Raw genomic sequence first — 18830 nt, forward strand, 5'->3', positions numbered from 1 at the left:
AGAGGGAGGGCGCTGTGCCGGGACATGGCCTGTGGCGCACGAAATCCGTTGAGCAGTCCATCGCCGACACCGACGAGCCGGACACGAAGCTCCGGCGCGACCTGACGACCTGGGACCTCACCGTCTTCGGCGTCGCGGTCGTCATCGGGGCGGGCATCTTCACCCTCACCGCGCGCACGGCGGGCGACCTGGCGGGGCCGTCGGTCGCGCTGGCGTTCGTGCTCGCCGCGCTGACGTGCGGGCTGGCGGCGCTGTGCTACGCCGAGTTCGCCTCGACCGTGCCGGTCGCGGGCAGCGCCTACACCTTCTCCTACGCCACCTTCGGCGAGTTCATCGCCTGGATCATCGGCTGGGACCTGGTCCTGGAGCTGGCCGTCGGCTCGGCCGCGGTCGCCAAGGGCTGGTCGACGTACCTGAACACGGTGCTGGCCTATGTGTTCGGCTTCGACGCGAACGCCCAGACGGTCACCCGCGTCGAGGTGCTCGGGCTGACCGCGGACTGGGGCGCGCTGCTGCTGGTCGTCGCGCTCGCCGCCATGCTGACCCTGGGGACCAAGCTGTCCTCGCGGTTCAGCATGGTGATCACCGCGATCAAGGTCGGCATCGTGCTGTTCGTGATCGTGCTGGGCCTGTTCTACGTCAAGGCGGCCAACTACAGCCCGTTCATCCCGCCCGCGCAGCCGCCGTCGGAGGGCTCCGGCGGCGGCGTGGAGCAGTCGCTGTTCTCGCTGCTGGCGGGCAGCGAGGGCTCGGCCTTCGGCGGGTTCGGCCTGCTCGCGGGCGCCTCGCTGGTGTTCTTCGCGTTCATCGGCTTCGACATCGTGGCCACCACCGCCGAGGAGACCCGCAACCCGCAGCGCTCGGTGCCGCGCGGCATCCTGGGCTCGCTGGGCATCGTGACCGTGCTGTACGTGGCGGTCGCGCTGGTGCTCGTCGGGATGGTGTCCTACACCGACCTGGCCAGCGGGGTGAAGGCCGACGGCACCGAGGACACCAAGACGCTGGCCACGGCGTTCTCCCTCAACGGCGTCGACTGGGCCGCGCAGATCATCTCGGTGGGCGCGCTGGCAGGCCTGACGACGGTGGTGATGGTCCTGATGCTGGGCCAGGTCCGCGTGCTCTACGCCATGTCCCGCGACGGCCTGCTGCCGCGCGGGCTGGCCCGCACCACCAGCCGCGGCACCCCCGGTCGGGCGACCCTGTTCGTGGCGCTGCTGGTGGCGGTCGCGGCGACCTTCTTCGAGGCGGGCCAGCTGGAGGAGATGGTCAACGTCGGCACGCTGTTCGCGTTCGTGCTGGTCTCGGCGGGCGTGATCGTCCTGCGCCGCACCCGCCCCGACCTGCCGCGCGGGTTCCGCGTGCCGTGGGTGCCGGTGCTGCCCGCCATCGCGATCGCGGCGTGCCTGTGGCTGATGCTGAACCTGACCGTGCTGACCTGGCTGCGCTTCCTCGCCTGGATGGCACTGGGCGTGGTGGTGTACTTCGTCTACGGAAGGCGCAAGTCCCTGCTGGGCCGCGCCTCAGCCCCGGCCGAGCGGGAGAAGTAGGTGTGGCTGTGCCTGGACGTCGGCTCCACGTGGACCAAGGGCGCCTTGGTCTCCCCGACGGGGGAGTTGCTGGGCACAGCACAGCACCGCACGACACCGCCTGAGGTCCTCGACGGCATCGCCGCGGTCACCTCGGCGCTGGACAGCGCGCGGGAAGCGGCGGGCGCGGCGGCTGATCTGGTGCCGGGCGACACGCGGGCAGAGCCGGGTGTGGCGTCGGCCGATGATTCGGCGTTGGGCGGCGCGCGGGCAGCGGCGGTTGAGCACCCGGTGCTGGTCTGCTCGTCGGCTGGTGGCGGGCTGCGCCTGGCCGTCGTCGGTCAGGAGCGGCTGGTCAGCGCGGAGGCCGGGCGCCGGGTGGCGCTCTCGGCCGGGGCGAAGGTCGTGCACGTGTCCGCCGGGCTGCTCGACGGCGCGGGCCTGCGCGCCCTGCGGGCCGCCCGCCCGGACGTCCTGCTGCTGGTCGGCGGCACCGACGGCGGCGACCAGCGGACCCTGCTGCACAACGCCCGCCGCCTGGGCGTGAACCGCGTCGGCGTGCCGATCGTGCTGGCGGGCAACGCGTCCGCGCGTTCCGCGGCCCTGGAGCTGTTGGCGGGCCGCACGGTCGTGGCGACGGACAACGTGCTGCCCGACGTCGGCGAGCTGGCCCCGGCCCCCGCCCGCGCGGCGATCCGGTCGGTGTTCCTCGACCACGTGATCGGCGGCAAGGGCCTCTCGCGCGGCCCCCGCTTCCGCCGCCTGGTGCGCACGGTGACCCCGGACGCGGTCCTGTCGGGCGTCACCCGGCTGGCCGCCGTCCGGGCCCGCGACGACGCGGGCGCGGTGGTGGTGGTCGACGTCGGGGGCGCGACGACGGACGTGTACTCCGCCGTGTCCACTGTGGATTCCGGCGCCCGCACGGTGGCGCTGCCCGCTGACCGGCGGACCGTGGAGGGCGACATCGGGATGCGCTGGTCGGCCCCCGGCATCGTCGGCGAGGCCGAGGCCGAGCGGCTGCCCGTCGGCGACCTCGCCCCCTACGCCGCCCATCGCGCGTCCACTGTGGACTACGTGCCCGATTCCCCGGCCGAGGCCGACGCCGACCTGCGCCTGGCCTCCCTGGCCGCCGTCCTGGCCCTGCGCAGGCACCTCCGCCTCATCGACGGCGACCTGGGCCCCCGGGGCGCGGGCGTCCTGGTCCTCTCCGGCGGCGTCTTCCGCCACACCCCCGACCTGACCCCGGTGGAAGCCTTCCTCCGCGACGACCCCGTCCTGCGCCCCATCCTCCGCAACGCCACCATCACCGTCGACCGCCACTACGTCCTGGCCCCCGCGGGCCTCCTCGCCGACGCGGGCCACCCCACCGCGGCCGACCACCTGGTCAGCACCCTGGCCTGAACGCGGTCAGGCCCGAAGCGCGGCGGCCGTCTGAAGAAGCCCGCACCGCTCAAGTTCGCGCAGGACGTCCTCAACCGCGCTGGGAGGATCACCGCGCGAGTCCGCCCCATCTCCTGGTTCAGCGCGGCGAGTTCATCGGCGGCGGCGCGGCGGGCTTGGTCGTCCGAGCGCATGTACTCGTACAGCGACTCGGCCTTGACGCGGCGGTGTCGTCCCACCATGCGGTAGGCGGTCTCGCCCCCTTGGAGCAGGCCGATCAGGAACGGTCGGGAGACGTTGAGCAGGTCCGCTGCCTGTTGAGTGGTCAGCTCGGCGTGGGCGGGCACGATGGACACCCCGCGGCCTGCCGCCATGTGCGCCAGGATGCGGGCGAAGAGCTCCAGGGCGCCGCGGGGCACCTCCAACGCCTCCTCGCCGCGCTCGTCGGCGACCACCATCCGCACGGTCTCGTCGGTGTTGTGGCTGGTCAGCTACTGCCGCACGTGTGGCAGTAGCTGGTGGGCGTTCTCGACGTCAGCCTTTCCCGGCATGACTGGGTCGAGGGCCAATGCGGTCATCATTGCTCCAGTCGGATCGGCGGGCAGTATTCGCATTCGCAATATTCGAAGCAAGCGCAACCGGAATCAGGTGAGGGTGCGGGTGCGCCAGGGGAGGTCGTTGAGGGGTTCAGGGTTCAGGCCCGCGGCGAGGGCGATGGCGCGGTCCCATTCCGGGTCGGCGGTGTAGTTGTTGCCCGCCTGGACGCCCGGGGACCAGCGGCGGGCGGGGAAGGGGCCGCGCATGGGGTCGGGGAGCCAGTGGTCGCCGCCGAGGACCAGGGCGCCGGTCGGGGTGCGGGTGGCGGCGGGCAGCGGGCCCACCGTGCCGTCGGGGCGCAGGCCGGTGCCCAGGAGGTTGCCGTCGACGACCTGTCGTCCCCACGTCAGCACCCCGCCGCCCATCGGGTCGGTGCCGCGGCACAGGGAGCGCCAGCGGGTGCCGAAACCGGCGGCCAGGGCGGCCATCGACTGGTGCGGCACCACGCTCGGGAAGGCGCGCGCGTACGCCCACTGCACCTGCGAGCCGACCGTCATCAGGCCCAGCCGCAGCCGCTCGGGCTCGTTCAGCGAGTCCAGCAGCCGCGCGGCGGCGACCACGACGAGCAGGCTGCCCTGGCTGTGCCCGGTGAGCACCACTCGCGTGTACGGGTCGCGCAGGTGTTCCGCCGCACGGGTGGCCAGCTCGGGGACCACCTTCAGCGCGTAGCACGGAGGTGTGGCCGGGTGGGCCTCGTGCGGCCAGAAGCAGGCCAGGTCGGCCAGGATGCCCAGGCGGCGGCCCGCGTCCGGCTCGCGCGCGGCGCTCTGCACCGCCCGCAGCAGCGACCCCGCCAGCAGCCCCAGGGCCAGCACGCCGATGGCGCTGAACGGCGTCAGCCAGGCGAACGGCGCCTGTCCGAGCACCCGCAGCGCGACCGCGACCCCGGTGCCCGCGGCCAGGAACGCCGCCGCCGCCAGCACGAGCCGGTGCAGGTTGCGGCGCTGCCAGGCCGCCAGCCGCCACGCCCGCCGGGCGACGGCGAGGTCGCGGTCCTGCAGCAGGTCGGTCTCCGGGGTGTGCCCGCCGCGCAGCAGCCGGACCGCGGCGACGCCCAGGCTCGGCACGGCGACCACGGCGGCCAGCACCGCCCCCGCGCCCCACAGCAGCGTCACCGACCGGTACCCCGGCGGCAGGGCCATCCCGTCGAACCCGATCACCGTGCGCAGGGTGATCGCCAGGCCCGCGCCGAAGCCGCCGCCCAGCAGCGCCGCGATCGCCAGCACCGGGGCGGCCATCCACCCGCCCGCCCACGGCCGCAGCGCGCGCGGCAGCCCCCGCCACCCGCGCCGGGAGATCAGGGCCATGGGCACCAGCAGCGCCCCGAACAGCACGATCACGGCGATCAGCGCCGCGGCGACCGTGTCCACGGTGATGTCGGTCCCGGTCGGGACCGCGGGCACCGGGTCGACAGCGGCGGCGGCCGCGAGCACGACCAGCACACCCAGCACCAGCAGCACCCGCCCCGGCGCGCGGCCGAACACCGCCCGCAGCGCCTGCCCGCCGCGCCCCGGCGTCGTCCCGCGCGGGTCGTCGAGCAGCACCGTGCCCACCAGGCACACCCCGAGCAGCGCCAGCGCCACGACCCACGGCGCGAACGCCCTGACGGGGTCGGGCGCGGTGTACGGACCGGCCAGCGCCAGGGCGACCGCGGCCAGCGCCGCCACCAGGTGCAGGTTCCGCAGCGCCGGGGTGTCCGGGTCGGCGACCAGGTTGCGCCCCGGCAGGTCCACCCGGACGTTCGGCGGCGCGTCCGGCGGGTTCGGCGCGGCCGGGGTTTCCCACGCCACTGTCGACATCCGGTGCAGCACGAGCACCAGCAGCAGCACCGGCACGACCGCGACCGCCTGCCGGAACGGGTACGCCCGGCGCAGCCACTGCGGCACCGCGCCGAGGCAGTCCGCCCCCGGCGCCAGGCACTGCACGGCCAGCAGGTCGTAGGTGACCACGGTCGCCTGGACGACGAACAGGACTGTCAGCAGGATGGCAGCCAGCCGCAGCACCGCGCCGAGCAGCCGCGCGGGCCGATGTCCACGGGGGACCGGCGGCAGCATCCAGTGCGCCATGTTGGCCAGCGCGAAGGGAAACAGCAGCGCCCAGGTCGCCTTCGCCCACCCGCCGGAGGTCATCGCCCCCCACACGTAGCCCTCCACCACGCGCGAGACCGAGCGGCCCTCCGCGCGCAGGACCGGGCCGGGGGCGGGGCGCAGCAGGCGGTCGGCCGGGCGTACGATCCGTCCGACGCCGTCGCCCGCGACATCGACCGCGGACACCGCGGAGACCAGGGTCTCCGCCGAGGTCCCCATGATCCCGTGCACGCGCAGCTCGACCACGCGCGTGTCCGCACCAGTCGGCAGCAACGTCTTCTCCGATCGTTCCCTATACAGGCAGATGCGACCGAACGGCGACCTCTGACGGGCATCCGCGGCGGTACTGTGCTTCAGGGAACCACAGTCTGGAGGAATCACCTGATGACCGCTGAAGACACGCGGGCCACGTCCGGGGAGCGCTTCGCGCACACCCGCAACGGCGTCGACTTTGCCGTGGCCGACCTCTCCCTGGCCGAGTTCGGCCGCAAGGAGATCCGCCTCGCCGAGCACGAGATGCCCGGCCTGATGGCGCTTCGCCGTGAGTACGCCGAGGTTTACCCGCTCAGGGGTGCGCGCATTTCCGGTTCACTGCACATGACCGTGCAGACCGCGGTGTTGATCGAGACCCTGGTGTCGCTGGGCGCCGAGGTCCGCTGGTGTTCCTGCAACATCTTCTCCACCCAGGACCACGCCGCCGCCGCGGTCGTCGTCGGGCCGCACGGCACCGAGGAGGAGCCCAAGGGCGTCCCGGTGTACGCGTGGAAGGGCGAGACCCTCGACGAGTACTGGTGGGCCACCGAGAAGATGATGAGCTGGCCCGACGGCGGCGGCCCGAACATGATCCTCGACGACGGCGGCGACGCCACGCTGCTGGTCCACAAGGGCGTGCAGTACGAGAAGGCGGGTGTCGTCCCGAGCGACGAGGACAACGACTCCGACGAGTGGAAGATCATCCTGCAGACGCTGCGCGCGTCGCTGGCCGCTGACACCGGCAAGTGGACCAAGGTGGCCGAGGGCATCCGCGGCGTGACCGAGGAGACCACCACCGGCGTCCTGCGCCTCTACCAGCTCGCCGCCGCCGGTGAGCTGCTGTTCCCGGCGATCAACGTCAACGACTCGGTCACCAAGAGCAAGTTCGACAACCGCTACGGCATCCGCCACTCCCTGATCGACGGCATCAACCGCGGCACCGACGTGCTCATCGCGGGCAAGGTCGCGGTGGTCTGCGGCTACGGCGACGTCGGCAAGGGCTCGGCGGAGTCGCTGCGCGGGCAGGGCGGGCGCGTCATCGTCACCGAGATCGACCCGATCTGCGCGCTGCAGGCGGCGATGGACGGCTACGAGGTGCGCACCCTCGACGAGGTCATCGACCAGGCCGACATCGTGATCACCACGACCGGCAACAAGGACGTCGTCACCGCCGACCACATGGCCCGCATGAAGCACCAGGCGATCCTGGGCAACGTCGGCCACTTCGACAACGAGCTGGACATGGCCGGGCTCGCCCGCGTGCCCGGCATCCACCGGGTCAACATCAAGCCGCAGGTCGACGAGTGGGTGTTCCCCGACGGCCACACGATCATCGTGCTGTCCGAGGGCCGCCTGATGAACCTGGGCAACGCCACCGGCCACCCGTCGTTCGTGATGTCGAACAGCTTCTCCAACCAGGTCATCGCCCAGGTCGAGCTGTTCACCAAGCACACCGAGTACGACAACGAGGTCTACCGGCTGCCCAAGAAGCTCGACGAGAAGGTCGCCCGCATCCACGTGGAGGCCCTCGGCGGCACGCTGACCAAGCTGTCCAAGGACCAGGCCGAGTACATCGGCGTGGACCCGGAGGGCCCGTTCAAGCCCGAGCACTACCGCTACTGACACCTCTCCGCGAAAGGCCCCGCCCCCGTGGCGGGGCCTTTCTTTTGTGACGCCCGTCTCAGTTGCGTAACGCAGAGGCCGCTCGCGGCGAACTTGCGTAGTTCCGGTGCGCGCAGGGGGCGCACCGGAACAGCGGGCCGCCCCGGGGGGTGGGTGCCGCCGCGGACGACGGCCGGGGGAGCCGCCGTCCGCGGCGGCCGGGTTCTCAGCATCGGCGGAGATGTGAGCCAGGGCACTGAAATGTGATGGTTTCACGGTGGCCCCTCGGCGAACGTCAGGTCGTCGTCAGGAACGGGTCACATCATGGGAACGTGACCAGCGCGACGCCGATCGTCTGAAGAGGACTGACGTGGCGCGAGGGTGAAGGAGGGGACCCGATGACCCGCACCGCAGAACCCGCCACGCGCACCCGGTCGTGGACCGCCGTGCACTGCCACCTGTCCTGGCGGACCGAGGACATGGACAGCTTCCTCGTCCACGACGTCAAACCGCTGCTCGACGGGCTGCGCATGGCAGGGCACATCGCCGACTGGTACTTCCTGCGCGCCGAGGACGGCGGCCTGGGCCTGCGCGTCCGCGGCGCCGACTGGTGCACGGTCAAGGCCATGCGCGCGGACCTCGGCAGGCTCATCGCCCGCGCGCCGCACCCGGTGCCCACCGAGCGCGGCCGCTTCGCCCACGGCGCCGTCCGCGAGACCGACCACGTCCTGGAGACCGACCGCTTCGGCGGCCACCACGCCCTTCCGCACGCCGAGGACGTCTTCTGCCGCGCCACCGACCTGGCGCTGAGCGTCCTGGCCGACGCCGGGACCGCCGAGGCCAAGCTCGCCGCCGCCACCGAACTGGTGATGGCGACCGCCCTGGCCCTCGGCATGGACCGCCACGCCGCCGCGTCCTGGCTGCGGGCCCGCGCCGCCGACCTGCCGCCCACCACCGACCTGCCCGGCGCGCGCGCCCACCGGGCCGCGGTCCGCACCGTCGAGCCGCTGGACCTCGACCTGCGCTGGGACCGGCTGGCCCGCACCCGCGACCACGCCCTGGTGCGCTGGACCAACACCGTCCGCCGGGCCCGCCGCGCCCTGGAGGGCCGCTCGGACACCCCGCCGCTCGGCGCGTGGCGCGCGGTCTGGGGCGCCCACCTGCACCTGCTGCTCAACCGGCTGGGGCTGACCCCGGAGCAGGAGCGCGCCCTGTGCGTGCTCACCGCGGCGTCGGTCCTCTCGCGCCGGAGCACGGCGCCCGCCTTCGCCGAGCACGCCCCGGCGGCCGCCGCCGTCTGAGCGCGTGGCCTGCCCTAGGGTGACCGCGTGGGTCGACTCATCGTCATCGAGGGGCTGGACGGGGCGGGCAAGCGGACGCTGGCCGACAAGCTCACCGCCGGGTTCGCGGGCCACGGCGCCCGGGTGGCCGCGCACGCGTTCCCCCGCTACGGGCGCTCGGTCACCGCCGACCTCGTGCGCGACGGCCTCTACGGCAGGCTCGGCGGCCTGGGCGATGAGGTGTACGGCATGGGCGTGCTCTACGCCCTCGACCGCCTCGGCGCCCGCGACGACCTGCTGAAGGACCTCGCCGACCACGACGTCGTCCTGCTCGACCGCTACGTCGCCTCCAACGCCGCCTACGGCGCCGCCCGCCTGCGCCAGGACGCCCACGGCGCCTTCGTCGACTGGGTGCGCGACATCGAGGTCGGCCGCTTCGACCTGCCCGTGCCCGACGCGCAGGTCCTGCTGCGGGTCGCCCCCGACCTGGCCGCCGAGCGGACCCAGGGCCGGGAGAGCACCGAGGCACAGGCCCGCGACACCTGGGAGTCCGACACCAGCCTGCAATCGCGCTGCGCGGAGGTCTACGACGGGCTCGCCGCGCGGGACTGGCTCTCGCCCTGGCACGTCGTCGACGGCGCCCTGGGCGCCGACGCCGCGGAGCTCGCCGCGGGCCTGCTCGGCTGAGGCGGTCGACACCTCCGGCGCCACCAGTGCGAATATGTCTCCATGAAGGCACGTGTGCTGGTTGTGGACGACGATCCCGCCCTGGCCGAGATGCTGACCATCGTGCTGCGCGGCGAGGGTTTCGACACCGCGGTGGTGGCCGACGGCTCCCGAGCCCTGCCCGCGCTGCGCGAGCTCAAACCGGACCTGGTCCTCCTGGACCTGATGTTGCCCGGGATGAACGGCATCGACGTCTGCAAGGCGATCCGCGGCGAGTCCGGCGTGCCGATCGTGATGCTGACGGCCAAGAGCGACACCGTCGACATAGTCCTCGGCCTGGAGTCCGGCGCCGACGACTACGTGGTCAAGCCGTTCAAGCCCAAGGAGCTGGTGGCCAGGGTGCGCGCCCGGCTGCGGCGCACCGAGTCCGAGCCCGCCGAGACGCTGGCCATCGGCGACCTCACCATCGACGTGCCCGGCCACGAGGTCACCCGGGAGGGCCGGGCCATCCAGCTCACCCCGCTGGAGTTCGACCTGCTGGTCGCGCTGGCCCGCAAGCCCCGCCAGGTGTTCACCCGCGAGGTGCTGCTCGAGCAGGTCTGGGGCTACCGCCACGCCGCCGACACCCGGCTGGTCAACGTGCACGTGCAGCGGCTGCGGTCCAAGGTCGAGCGCGACCCCGAGCACCCCGAGGTGGTGCTGACCGTCCGCGGCGTCGGGTACAAGGCGGGCCCGCCGTGATGCCGTGGTGAGTGGGTTCCTGGAGCGCCGGGCGCGGGCCGCGGTCGCCGCGGCGACCCGGCTCGCGGGCGAGGCCAGGCGCCGCTCGGCCGCGTTCAGCCTGCTGTGGAGGCGCTCCCTGCAGCTGCGGGTCGTGGTCAGCACGCTGGCGCTGGGCTCGGCGGTGATCTTCGTGCTCGGCATGGTGCTGCAGAGCCAGATCACCCTGCAGCTGGTGGCCACCAAGGAACTGGCCGCCGCCGACCAGACCCGCTCGCTGGCCCAGACCGCCGAGCGCGAGCTGGCCGGGATCAGCGCGAACTCCGGGGACATCACCAGCAGGCTGACCAGCGCCCTCAACAAGATCACCAGCAGCTCCCCGGACGACTCCGGCGCCGGGGCGGCGGGCGCGTTCGAGCCGGTGCTGGTCAGCATCTCGCCGAACTCCCCGCCCGCGGTGGCCGGGCCGTACGAGTTCGTGCCCGAGGAGATGCGCCGGTTCGCGCAGAAGGCCCAGGGCCGCATCGTCGGGCAGAACCACACCGTCACCCGCGACGACACCCAGGTGACGTACCTGATCATGGGCACGACGGTCACCTCGTCGCCGCCCGCCCTGCAGCTCTACATGCTCTACCCGCTCGACAGCGAGAAGCGCACCGTCGCCGTCGTGCAGAAGACCCTCATCGTCGGCGGCATCGTGCTGCTGATCCTGCTCGCGGGCATCACCAACCTGGTCACCCGCCAGGTCGTCATGCCGGTGCGGCGCGCGGCCAGGGCCGCGGAGCGCTTCGCCGAGGGGGAGCTGGACGAGCGGATGGTCGTCGTCGGCGAGGACGACGTGGCCCGGCTCGCCCAGTCCTACAACGAGATGGCCGAGAGCATCGAGCGCCAGATCCGCCAGCTGGAGGACTTCGGCCAGCTCCAGCGCCGGTTCACCTCCGACGTCTCCCACGAGCTGCGCACCCCGCTGACCACCGTGCGCATGGCCGCCGACGTCCTGCACGCCTCCCGCAAGCAGTTCCCCGCCGGGCTGGCCCGCTCCACCGAGCTGCTCGTCGACGAGCTCGACCGGTTCGAGACGCTGCTGGCCGACCTGCTGGAGATCTCCCGCCTCGACGCGGGTGTCGAGGAGCTGATCGCCGACGAGGCCGACCTGCGCGACATCGTGCGCCGGGCGGTGGAGTCGGTGCGCGTGATCGCCCGCAACACCGGCACCGAGCTGGTCATCGACCTGCCCGCCGAGCGCGTCCTCGCCGAGGTCGAGTCGCGGCGGATCGAGCGCATCCTGCGCAACCTGCTCGGCAACGCCGTCGACCACGCCGACGGCAAGCCCGTCGAGCTGCGGATGGCCGCCGACGACGACGCGGTGTCCATCACCGTGCGCGACTACGGGGTCGGCCTGCGCCCCGGCGAGGCCGACCTGGTGTTCAACCGGTTCTGGCGGGCCGACGCCTCGCGCAACCGCCAGACCGGCGGCACCGGCCTCGGCCTGGCCATCAGCCTGGAGGACGCCCGCCTGCACGGCGGCGGCCTCGACGCCTGGGGCGAGCCCGAGGTGGGCGCCTGCTTCCGGCTCACCGTGCCGCGGTGCCAGGGCGGCAGGTTCACCCAGAGCCCGCTGGCGCTGCCGCCCCCGCCCACCCCGGCGCCCGCACCCGTCGCAGAGGAGGCCCTGCCGTGACCCGACTTCTCACCGCGCTGCTGGCGGTGGCGTTCCTGGCAGGCTGTGCCACCATCCCGGCCGACACCCAGCCCAAGGTGGTGCTCGACAACCCCGGCGAGGCCCCGATCCGCGGCCCCAAGCCCGACACCGACCCGTTCACCCTGGTCCAGGAGTTCCTCAACAACGCGGGCAACGTCCGGGCCGCGGCCACCTACCTGACCGAGGACGCCCGCAAGAACTGGCCCGCGGGCGACCGGCCCGTCATCGTCGAGAACAACCCGACCTACCGCCCCGACCTCGGCACCGACCGGCCGCCGCCGGACGCGGGCCAGAACAACCGCATCGCCATCACGCTGTCCACCGACGTCGTCGGCCGCCTCCACACCGACGGCACGTTCTTCCCCGAGGTGCAGGAGCGCAGCGACCGGCTCATCCTGCAGCGCCAGGACGACGGCCAGTGGCGCATCTCCCAGCCGCCGAGCGACCTGCTGCTCACCGAGGCCAACTTCGTGGCCGCCTACCGCCGGGTCAACCTGCAGTTCTTCGACCCCGAGCAGCGGGTGCTGGTGCCCGACCCGCGCTGGGTGGAGGACCAGCCGCGCGAGGGCCTCGAGGGCCGGGTCATGGACCTGCTGCTCAACGGACCCTCCGCCGGGCTTCGGGGGGCGGTCGTCTCACCCCTGCAGGACGTGAAGCTGCTGACCAACGTGGTGCGCGACGACGACGGCGCCATCCTGATCAACCTGGCCAACGTGACGGACAAGTCCCCTGAGGACCGCGACCGGATGGTCGCCCAGATCGTCAACTCCCTCAGCTCGGTCACGCTGAGCGTCCTGCGGCTGCTCGACAACGGCAGCGCGCTGGTGCCCGAGCGCCAGGACTGGCGCTCCGGGGACGTGGGCAGCTACGACGTGCTCGCCACCCCCAAGTCCGACCTGGTCGGGCTGGCCGTCGACAACCGCAGGGTGATCTCGCTGCGCGACGGCAAACCCGTCGAGGGACCGGTGGGCGCGGGGGCGTACGACCTGGTCAGCGCGGCGCAGTCGCTCGACGGCGGCCACCTGGCCGCGGTGGAGCGGACCCCGGGCGCCGTCCGGCTGCGGGTGGGGCCGATCAACGAGGACCTCCCGGTGGTGAAGCTGCCCACCACGGCGACCTCGCTGACCCGTCCGACGTGGACGCCCGGCAACTCCATTGAGGAGCCCGGCGGCGAGGTGTGGACGGTCGTCGACGGGACGCTGGTGGTGCGCGCGGTGCGGGTCGCGGGCGGCGGCTGGCGGGTCCTGCCGGTGGACGCCGCCGAGCTGACCCGCGACAACGGCCGCATCACCCAGCTGCGCCTGTCCCGCGACGGCGTGCGGCTCGCGGCGGTGGTCGGCGGCCAGGTCCAGGTCGCGGTCATCGTCCGGGGCGAGGAGGACTCGGTCACCATCCGCGCGCCGCGCACGCTGCAGCTGGGCACCGTCCGCAGCGTGGCCAGCGTCGACTGGAGCGAGCGCACGGTGCTGGTGGTCGCCACCTACCTGCCCGCCATGCCGGTGGTCGCGATCCCGGTCGACGGGTTCAACGTGATCCCGTACCTGGCCACGATCCTGACCGTGCCGGTCACCGCGGTCACCGCGGCCCCGAGCCGCCCGGTGATCGTCACCGACGCGGCCGGGATGTGGTTCACCGGTGAGCCCGGCAAGGTCTGGCTCTCCCAGCCCTTCGGCAGTGCCAACGCGCTGCCGTTCTACCCCGGGTAGGCCGGATTCCGGGGTCGGCCGTGGGGCCGACCCCGGAATCCGCCGGGCGGATGGGTCAGACCAGTTTGATGACGCCGTAGTCGAAGCCCTTGCGGCGGTAGACAACGCAGGGCTGGCCGGAGTCGGCGTCGGCGAACAGGTAGAAGTCGTGGCCCACGAGTTCCATCTCGTAGAGGGCCTGGTCCACGGTCATGGGCTTGGCGGGGTGTTCCTTCTCCCGCATGATGCGGCCGGGAAGGTTGTCGGCCACCTCATCCCAGCCCTGCTCGGGCACGTCAGCCGCGTCGTGGGCGGGGGCCTCGAGCACGGCGGTCTGCGCGATGCGCTTGCCGTTGGTTTCGGGGGCCGCGATGGTCGCGGCGGTCGCCTCCGCGACGGAGGCCGGGCTGCGTCGCCCGTAGTGCACGCGCCTGCGGTCGTGCGCGCGGCGCATGCGGTTTTCCAGTTTGGCCACGGCCATGTCCAGCGCGGCGTAGAAATCGCCCGCACAGGCCTCGGCCCGGACGGCAGGGCCCTTGCCCTTGCCGGTGATCTCAACCCGCTGGCAGTTCTTGTGCTGCCTGCGGTTGGGCTCGTGGTACAGCTCCACGTCGAAGCGGATGACCTTGCGGTCGTACCGCTCCATACGGCTGAGCTTGTCCTCGACGTGCACTCGGTAGTGCTCCGGCACCTCGACGTTACGGCCTTTAACCACGATGTCCATACACGACCTCCCTCGCTGTCTGCGAGCTGATGGATCTCCGCCGATCAATAGCGGCACCGGACATGTCTGGATCGGATTCCAGAACGGGCAGGAGACCGGATCGGTTCCTCCGAATCGGTCAGCGCGCCTCCGGCGCCAGGGTCATGGGCTCTCCGCCTCCTCCCCGCCAACCAGGAATGCTGATAGCGCAGCACGGTAGCCCTGGTTTCGTTCCCGCAACAGCCCCCGAGCCGGGGGACCTCCCCCGCCCCGGGCCCATCACGCCCCGCGACGACTTCGCAGCTCCCGCAGGCCATGACCACGGCGACGACGCCACCCGGGTGTACCACTGTTCACCACGATGGCCCATCGCGCAGTGCAATGCGGTGTAGTAACGCGCGCCACCGAACAGCCCTGCGTTCTGGTCCACAGAGTCCACTCCCAAGCCCCTTCGGTGGCGCATATCCGGCCAACGGCCGCGGTACTCGGATGGTTCCCCCTACCCCTTTCACTCATGTGGGTGTACCCAATTTTCCCGCGATGTGGACACTTTGACTCGCTTTGTGCGACATCCGCCCGCCGCGCTTGCCGCGACCTCGGCGAACCTCGACGCCCTCCCCTGCCCGCCCGTCCTCGGGGTTCGCGCCGTCCTGGCGCGCCGGCGCTACGTGGTCGCGGCCAGGGCCAGGACCGCTGTCACCGGCACGCCCGCGGAGTGGAGGGCGGTTGCGCAGGTGGCGGCGGTGGCGCCGGTTGTCACGATGTCGTCGACCAGGAGCACCGGGTGGCCTGGTGGGGGCAGGGGGCCGCGCAGGTGGACGCGGCCGCGCAGGTTCGCCAGGCGTTGGGGGGCGGTCAGGCCGACGGAGTCGCGGGTGCCCGCGCGGAGGTGGAGGACCGGCGCCACCTCGGTGGGCAGGCCGCGGGCGCGCAGGGCTGCGGCGGTGTGCCTCAGGGCGAGGGTGACGTGGTTGCCTCCTCGCCGTCGCAGGGCGGCCGGGCGGGAGGGTGCGGGCACCAGCCAGCACCGGCTGCCGGGGGCCCGGCCACCGGGCCCGTCCACGCGGGTGAGGACCCGGGGGACGGCCTCCGCGAGGAGCAGCCCGATCGGCTGTGCCAGCTCCCGGCGTCTTCGTTCCTTGTAGGCGAGCACCAGCCGCCGCGCCGGCCCGGCGTACGACGACACGGCGAACACCGGCACGTCGAGCGCCGAGCGGCGCACCCGGAACAACCCGGTCGATGCCGCCGCGCACGCGGGGCACCAGCGGTGGCCCGGCGCCGAGCAGCCCGCGCACAGGCGGGGAAACAGCAGGTCAAGCAGTCGCAGGAAGAAGTCCATGAGCCCCAGACTGCCGGGAATCGGGGGCGGCCGGAAAAAGTTGTCCACAGGCGGGAGGGTTGTCCACAGATCGAAAACGAAAGTGGCAAGGCCCGCTCGGAACCATGTACAAGCCCCGTCCGTTGTCGCAGAGGGCTCCCCGTCGACGAGCGGCCCTGCGCGTCGAGCAGCGGGTTGCCTACGATGGCCGACAGGAGCGTTCCGCGTGAGCGGGCGCACGAACGAGCAACGAGCGAGGTCGACCCGGATGGTGCTGTCCCGAATTCTGCGCGCGGGCGAGGGCAAGATGCTCAAGCGGCTGCGCACCATCGCAGCGCACATCAACTCGCTGGAGGACGACGTCGTCGGTCTCTCCGACGACGAGCTGGCCGCCAAGACGGTGGAGTTCCGCGAGCGGCACGACGCGGGGGAGGATCTCGACGACCTCCTGCCCGAGGCGTTCGCGGTGGCCCGCGAGGCGGCCAAGCGGGTGCTCAACCAGCGGCCGTTCGACGTGCAGCTCATGGGTGGCGCCGCGCTGCACCTCGGCCAGGTCGCGGAGATGCGCACCGGTGAGGGCAAGACCCTGACCTGCGTGCTGCCCGCCTACCTCAACGCCATCTCCGGCAAGGGCGTGCACGTCGTCACCACCAACGACTACCTCGCCCGCCGCGACTCGGAGTGGATGGGCCGGGTGCACCGGTTCCTCGGGCTCAGGGTCGGCGTGATCCTCTCGGAGATGACCCCCGACCAGCGCCGGGTCTCCTACGAGTGCGACATCACCTACGGCACCAACAACGAGTTCGGCTTCGACTACCTGCGCGACAACATGGCCTGGTCCCTGGACGACATGGTCCAGCGCGACCACAACTACGCCATCGTCGACGAGGTCGACTCCATCCTGATCGATGAGGCCCGCACGCCGCTGATCATCTCCGGCCCGGCCGACCAGTCCAGCCGCTGGTACCAGGAGTTCGCCCGGCTCATGCCGAGGATGGAGAAGGACGTCCACTACGACGTCGACGAGCGCAAGCGCACCGTCGGTGTCAGCGAGAAGGGCGTCGCCTACATCGAGGACCAGCTCGGCATCGACAACCTCTACGACGCCGCGAACACCCCGCTGGTCGGCTACCTCAACAACGCGCTCAAGGCCAAGGAGCTCTACAAGCGCGACAAGGACTACGTCGTGCGCGACGGCGAGGTGCTCATCGTCGACGAGTTCACCGGCCGCATCCTCGCGGGCCGCCGCTACAACGAGGGCATGCACCAGGCCATCGAGGCCAAGGAGAAGGTGGAGATCAAGGCCGAGAACCAGACCCTGGCCACGATCACCCTGCAGAACTACTTCCGCCTCTACAAGAAGCTCGCGGGCATGACCGGCACCGCCGAGACCGAGGCCGCGGAGTTCCACAACACCTACAAGCTCGGCGTGACGCCCATCCCCACCAACCGGGAGATGATCCGCGCCGACGAGGCCGACCTGATCTACAAGACCGAGGAGGCGAAGTTCCAGGCGGTCGCCGACGACATCGCCGAGCGGCACGAGAAGGGCCAGCCGGTCCTGGTCGGCACCACCAGCGTCGAGCGCTCGGAGTACCTGTCCAAGCTGCTGACGAAGATGGGCATCCCGCACAACGTCCTCAACGCCAAGCACCACGCCCGGGAGTCGGCGATCATCGCGATGGCCGGGCACAAGGGCGCGGTCACGGTGGCCACCAACATGGCGGGCCGCGGAACCGACATCATGCTGGGCGGCAACCCCGACCACATCGCCGAAGAGGACCTGCGCGCGCGCGGGCTCGAACCGGTCTCCGAGGAGTGGCGCGCCGTCCTGCCGCAGGCGCTGGAGAAGGCCGAGGACGAGGTCAAGGCCGAGCGCGAGCTGGTCCGCGAGGTGGGCGGGCTCTACGTGCTGGGCACCGAGCGCCACGAGTCGCGGCGCATCGACAACCAGCTGCGCGGCCGCTCCGGCCGCCAGGGCGACCCGGGCGAGTCCCGGTTCTACCTCTCGCTGGGCGACGAGCTGATGCGCCGGTTCAACGCCGCGATGGTCGAGCGGGTCATGACGGTGCTCAACGTGCCCGACGACCAGCCCATCGAGGCCAAGATGGTCACCCGCGCGATCAAGAGCGCGCAGACCCAGGTCGAGCAGCAGAACTACGAGATCCGCAAGAACGTCCTCAAGTACGACGAGGTCATGAACAAGCAGCGCAAGGTGATCTACGCCGAGCGCCTGCGCGTCCTCAAGGGCGAGGACATGCACGAGCAGGTCGAGCACATGATCACCGACGTGATCGGGGCCTACGTCACCGGCGCGACGGCCGATGGCTACGCCGAGGACTGGGACCACGAGAAGCTCTGGAGCGCGCTCAGGGCGCTCTACCCGGTCACCCTGACCTGGGAGCAGGTGGTCGACCGGGCCGAGAACGACGGCAGCGACCTCGACCACGAGTTCCTGCAGCAGACCCTCACCGAGGACGCCCTGACCGCCTACCGGGCGCGCGAGGCCGACATCGACGGCCGCGTCGGCGAGGGCGCGATGCGCGAGCTGGAGCGCCGGGTGATGCTCTCGGTGCTCGACCGCAAGTGGCGCGAGCACCTCTACGAGATGGACTACCTCAAGGAGGGCATCGGCCTGCGCGCGATGGCCCAGCGCGACCCGCTGATCGAGTACCAGCGCGAGGGCTTCGAGATGTTCGCGACCATGCTCGACGCGCTCAAGGAGGAGACGGTCACCTTCCTGTTCAACGTGAAGGTGGAGCAGCAGGAGCAGCAGCAGGCCGCCGTGCAGCTCGGCGCGCCCAGCGCCCTGCCGCAGGTCCAGCAGGACCCGGCCGCGCAGGCCCGCCAGGCCGAGCTGCAGGCCCGCCAGGCCCGCGCCCAGGCGGCGGCCGAGGCCGCCGCGGCCCAGCGCGCCGCCGCGCTCGCGGGCTCCGAGCAGGTCCCGGCGGCGCTGCGCAAGGGGCTCGGCGCCCCGTCCCCGCAGAAGCTGAGCTACTCCGGCCCGGCCGAGGGCGGCGGCGTCTCCTCGCACAGCGAGGACTCCAACGGCAACGGTGCCGGTGGCACCCGCCGGGAGCGCCGCCAGGCCGCCCGCGACTCGGCGAAGAAGGGCCGCAAGCCCCGCCGCTGACGCACGGCACACCGCTGCCGGGACGTCCCCTCAAGGGCACGTCCCGGCAGTGCCGTATTATTGAGGCGAAAGTGATCGATTGCCTGTAGGTTGACGCGTGTGGTTGAGGTCGAGGGTGCGCACCGGTTGTCGCCTGCGGAGCAGGAGGTGTTGCGGTTGCGGGTGGTCGCGGCGCTGGA

Annotated in this window: 13 protein-coding genes; 9 read left to right on the forward strand and 4 right to left on the reverse strand. The window is 72.2% G+C overall.

Going from position 1 to position 18830, the window contains the following annotated elements:
- The first annotated feature begins 14 nt into the window (after positions 1-14).
- Together ACTG9Q_RS22085 and ACTG9Q_RS22090 are read left to right on the forward strand one after the other, a co-directional pair.
- The gene (locus tag ACTG9Q_RS22085; protein WP_455574741.1) at positions 15-1547 is read left to right on the forward strand and encodes an APC family permease; all 1533 of its coding nucleotides are present in this window, start codon (positions 15-17) and stop codon (positions 1545-1547) included.
- Positions 1548-2927, forward strand: a complete 1380-nt coding sequence (locus ACTG9Q_RS22090; protein WP_455574742.1) for a glutamate mutase L — start codon at positions 1548-1550, stop codon at positions 2925-2927.
- On the opposite strand, the gene ACTG9Q_RS22095 is transcribed toward ACTG9Q_RS22090, so the two are convergent.
- Both ACTG9Q_RS22095 and ACTG9Q_RS22100 read right to left on the reverse strand, forming a co-directional pair.
- Entirely contained in the window at positions 2846-3364 is a 519-nt protein-coding gene (locus tag ACTG9Q_RS22095) for an excisionase family DNA-binding protein (protein ID WP_455574771.1), read from the reverse strand. The genes ACTG9Q_RS22090 and ACTG9Q_RS22095 overlap by 82 nt on opposite strands.
- Positions 3365-3550: 186 nt before the next feature.
- Positions 3551-5836, reverse strand: a complete 2286-nt coding sequence (locus ACTG9Q_RS22100) for a hypothetical protein (protein ID WP_455574743.1) — start codon at positions 5834-5836, stop codon at positions 3551-3553.
- A gap of 138 nt (positions 5837-5974) precedes the next feature.
- On the opposite strand from ACTG9Q_RS22100, the gene ahcY reads away from it, so the two are divergent.
- The 6 genes from ahcY (at position 5975) to ACTG9Q_RS22130 (ending at position 13518) form a co-directional block, all read left to right on the forward strand.
- A complete protein-coding gene (gene ahcY / locus ACTG9Q_RS22105) occupies positions 5975-7465 on the forward strand; it encodes an adenosylhomocysteinase (RefSeq protein WP_455574744.1) in 1491 nt (496 codons plus the stop codon).
- A gap of 377 nt (positions 7466-7842) precedes the next feature.
- Positions 7843-8745, forward strand: a complete 903-nt coding sequence (locus tag ACTG9Q_RS22110; protein WP_455574745.1) for a thiopeptide-type bacteriocin biosynthesis protein — start codon at positions 7843-7845, stop codon at positions 8743-8745.
- A 27-nt stretch (positions 8746-8772) separates the two neighbouring features.
- Entirely contained in the window at positions 8773-9411 is a 639-nt protein-coding gene (locus ACTG9Q_RS22115; RefSeq protein WP_455574746.1) for a dTMP kinase, read from the forward strand.
- Positions 9412-9453: 42 nt separating this feature from the next.
- On the forward strand, positions 9454-10131 hold the full coding sequence (gene mtrA, locus ACTG9Q_RS22120; protein WP_455574747.1) for an MtrAB system response regulator MtrA: 678 nt from the start codon (positions 9454-9456) through the stop codon (positions 10129-10131).
- Between the two features lie 7 nt (positions 10132-10138).
- Positions 10139-11791 carry an MtrAB system histidine kinase MtrB gene (mtrB, locus tag ACTG9Q_RS22125; protein ID WP_455574748.1) on the forward strand — a complete coding sequence of 551 codons (1653 nt, stop codon included), beginning with the start codon at positions 10139-10141 and terminating at the stop codon, positions 11789-11791.
- Positions 11788-13518 (forward strand): LpqB family beta-propeller domain-containing protein, encoded by a 1731-nt coding sequence (locus ACTG9Q_RS22130; protein WP_455574749.1) that lies wholly within the window; start codon positions 11788-11790, stop codon positions 13516-13518. Before mtrB ends, ACTG9Q_RS22130 begins: the two co-directional genes overlap by 4 nt.
- Positions 13519-13573: 55 nt before the next feature.
- Here the strand turns inward: ACTG9Q_RS22130 and hpf are convergent, their stop codons facing one another.
- Together hpf and ACTG9Q_RS22140 are read right to left on the reverse strand one after the other, a co-directional pair.
- Positions 13574-14221: a ribosome hibernation-promoting factor, HPF/YfiA family gene (hpf, locus tag ACTG9Q_RS22135; protein ID WP_455574750.1), complete on the reverse strand. Its 648-nt coding sequence runs from the start codon at positions 14219-14221 to the stop codon at positions 13574-13576.
- Positions 14222-14864: 643 nt separating this feature from the next.
- Positions 14865-15539, reverse strand: coding sequence for a ComF family protein (locus ACTG9Q_RS22140; protein WP_455574751.1), 675 nt, complete (start codon positions 15537-15539; stop codon positions 14865-14867).
- A 247-nt stretch (positions 15540-15786) separates the two neighbouring features.
- Between ACTG9Q_RS22140 and secA the strand changes: the two genes are divergently transcribed.
- A complete protein-coding gene (gene secA / locus ACTG9Q_RS22145; RefSeq protein WP_455574772.1) occupies positions 15787-18651 on the forward strand; it encodes a preprotein translocase subunit SecA in 2865 nt (954 codons plus the stop codon).
- The last annotated feature ends 179 nt before the right edge of the window (positions 18652-18830 follow it).

The sequence above is a fragment of the Actinokineospora lacus genome, from assembly GCF_053813445.1.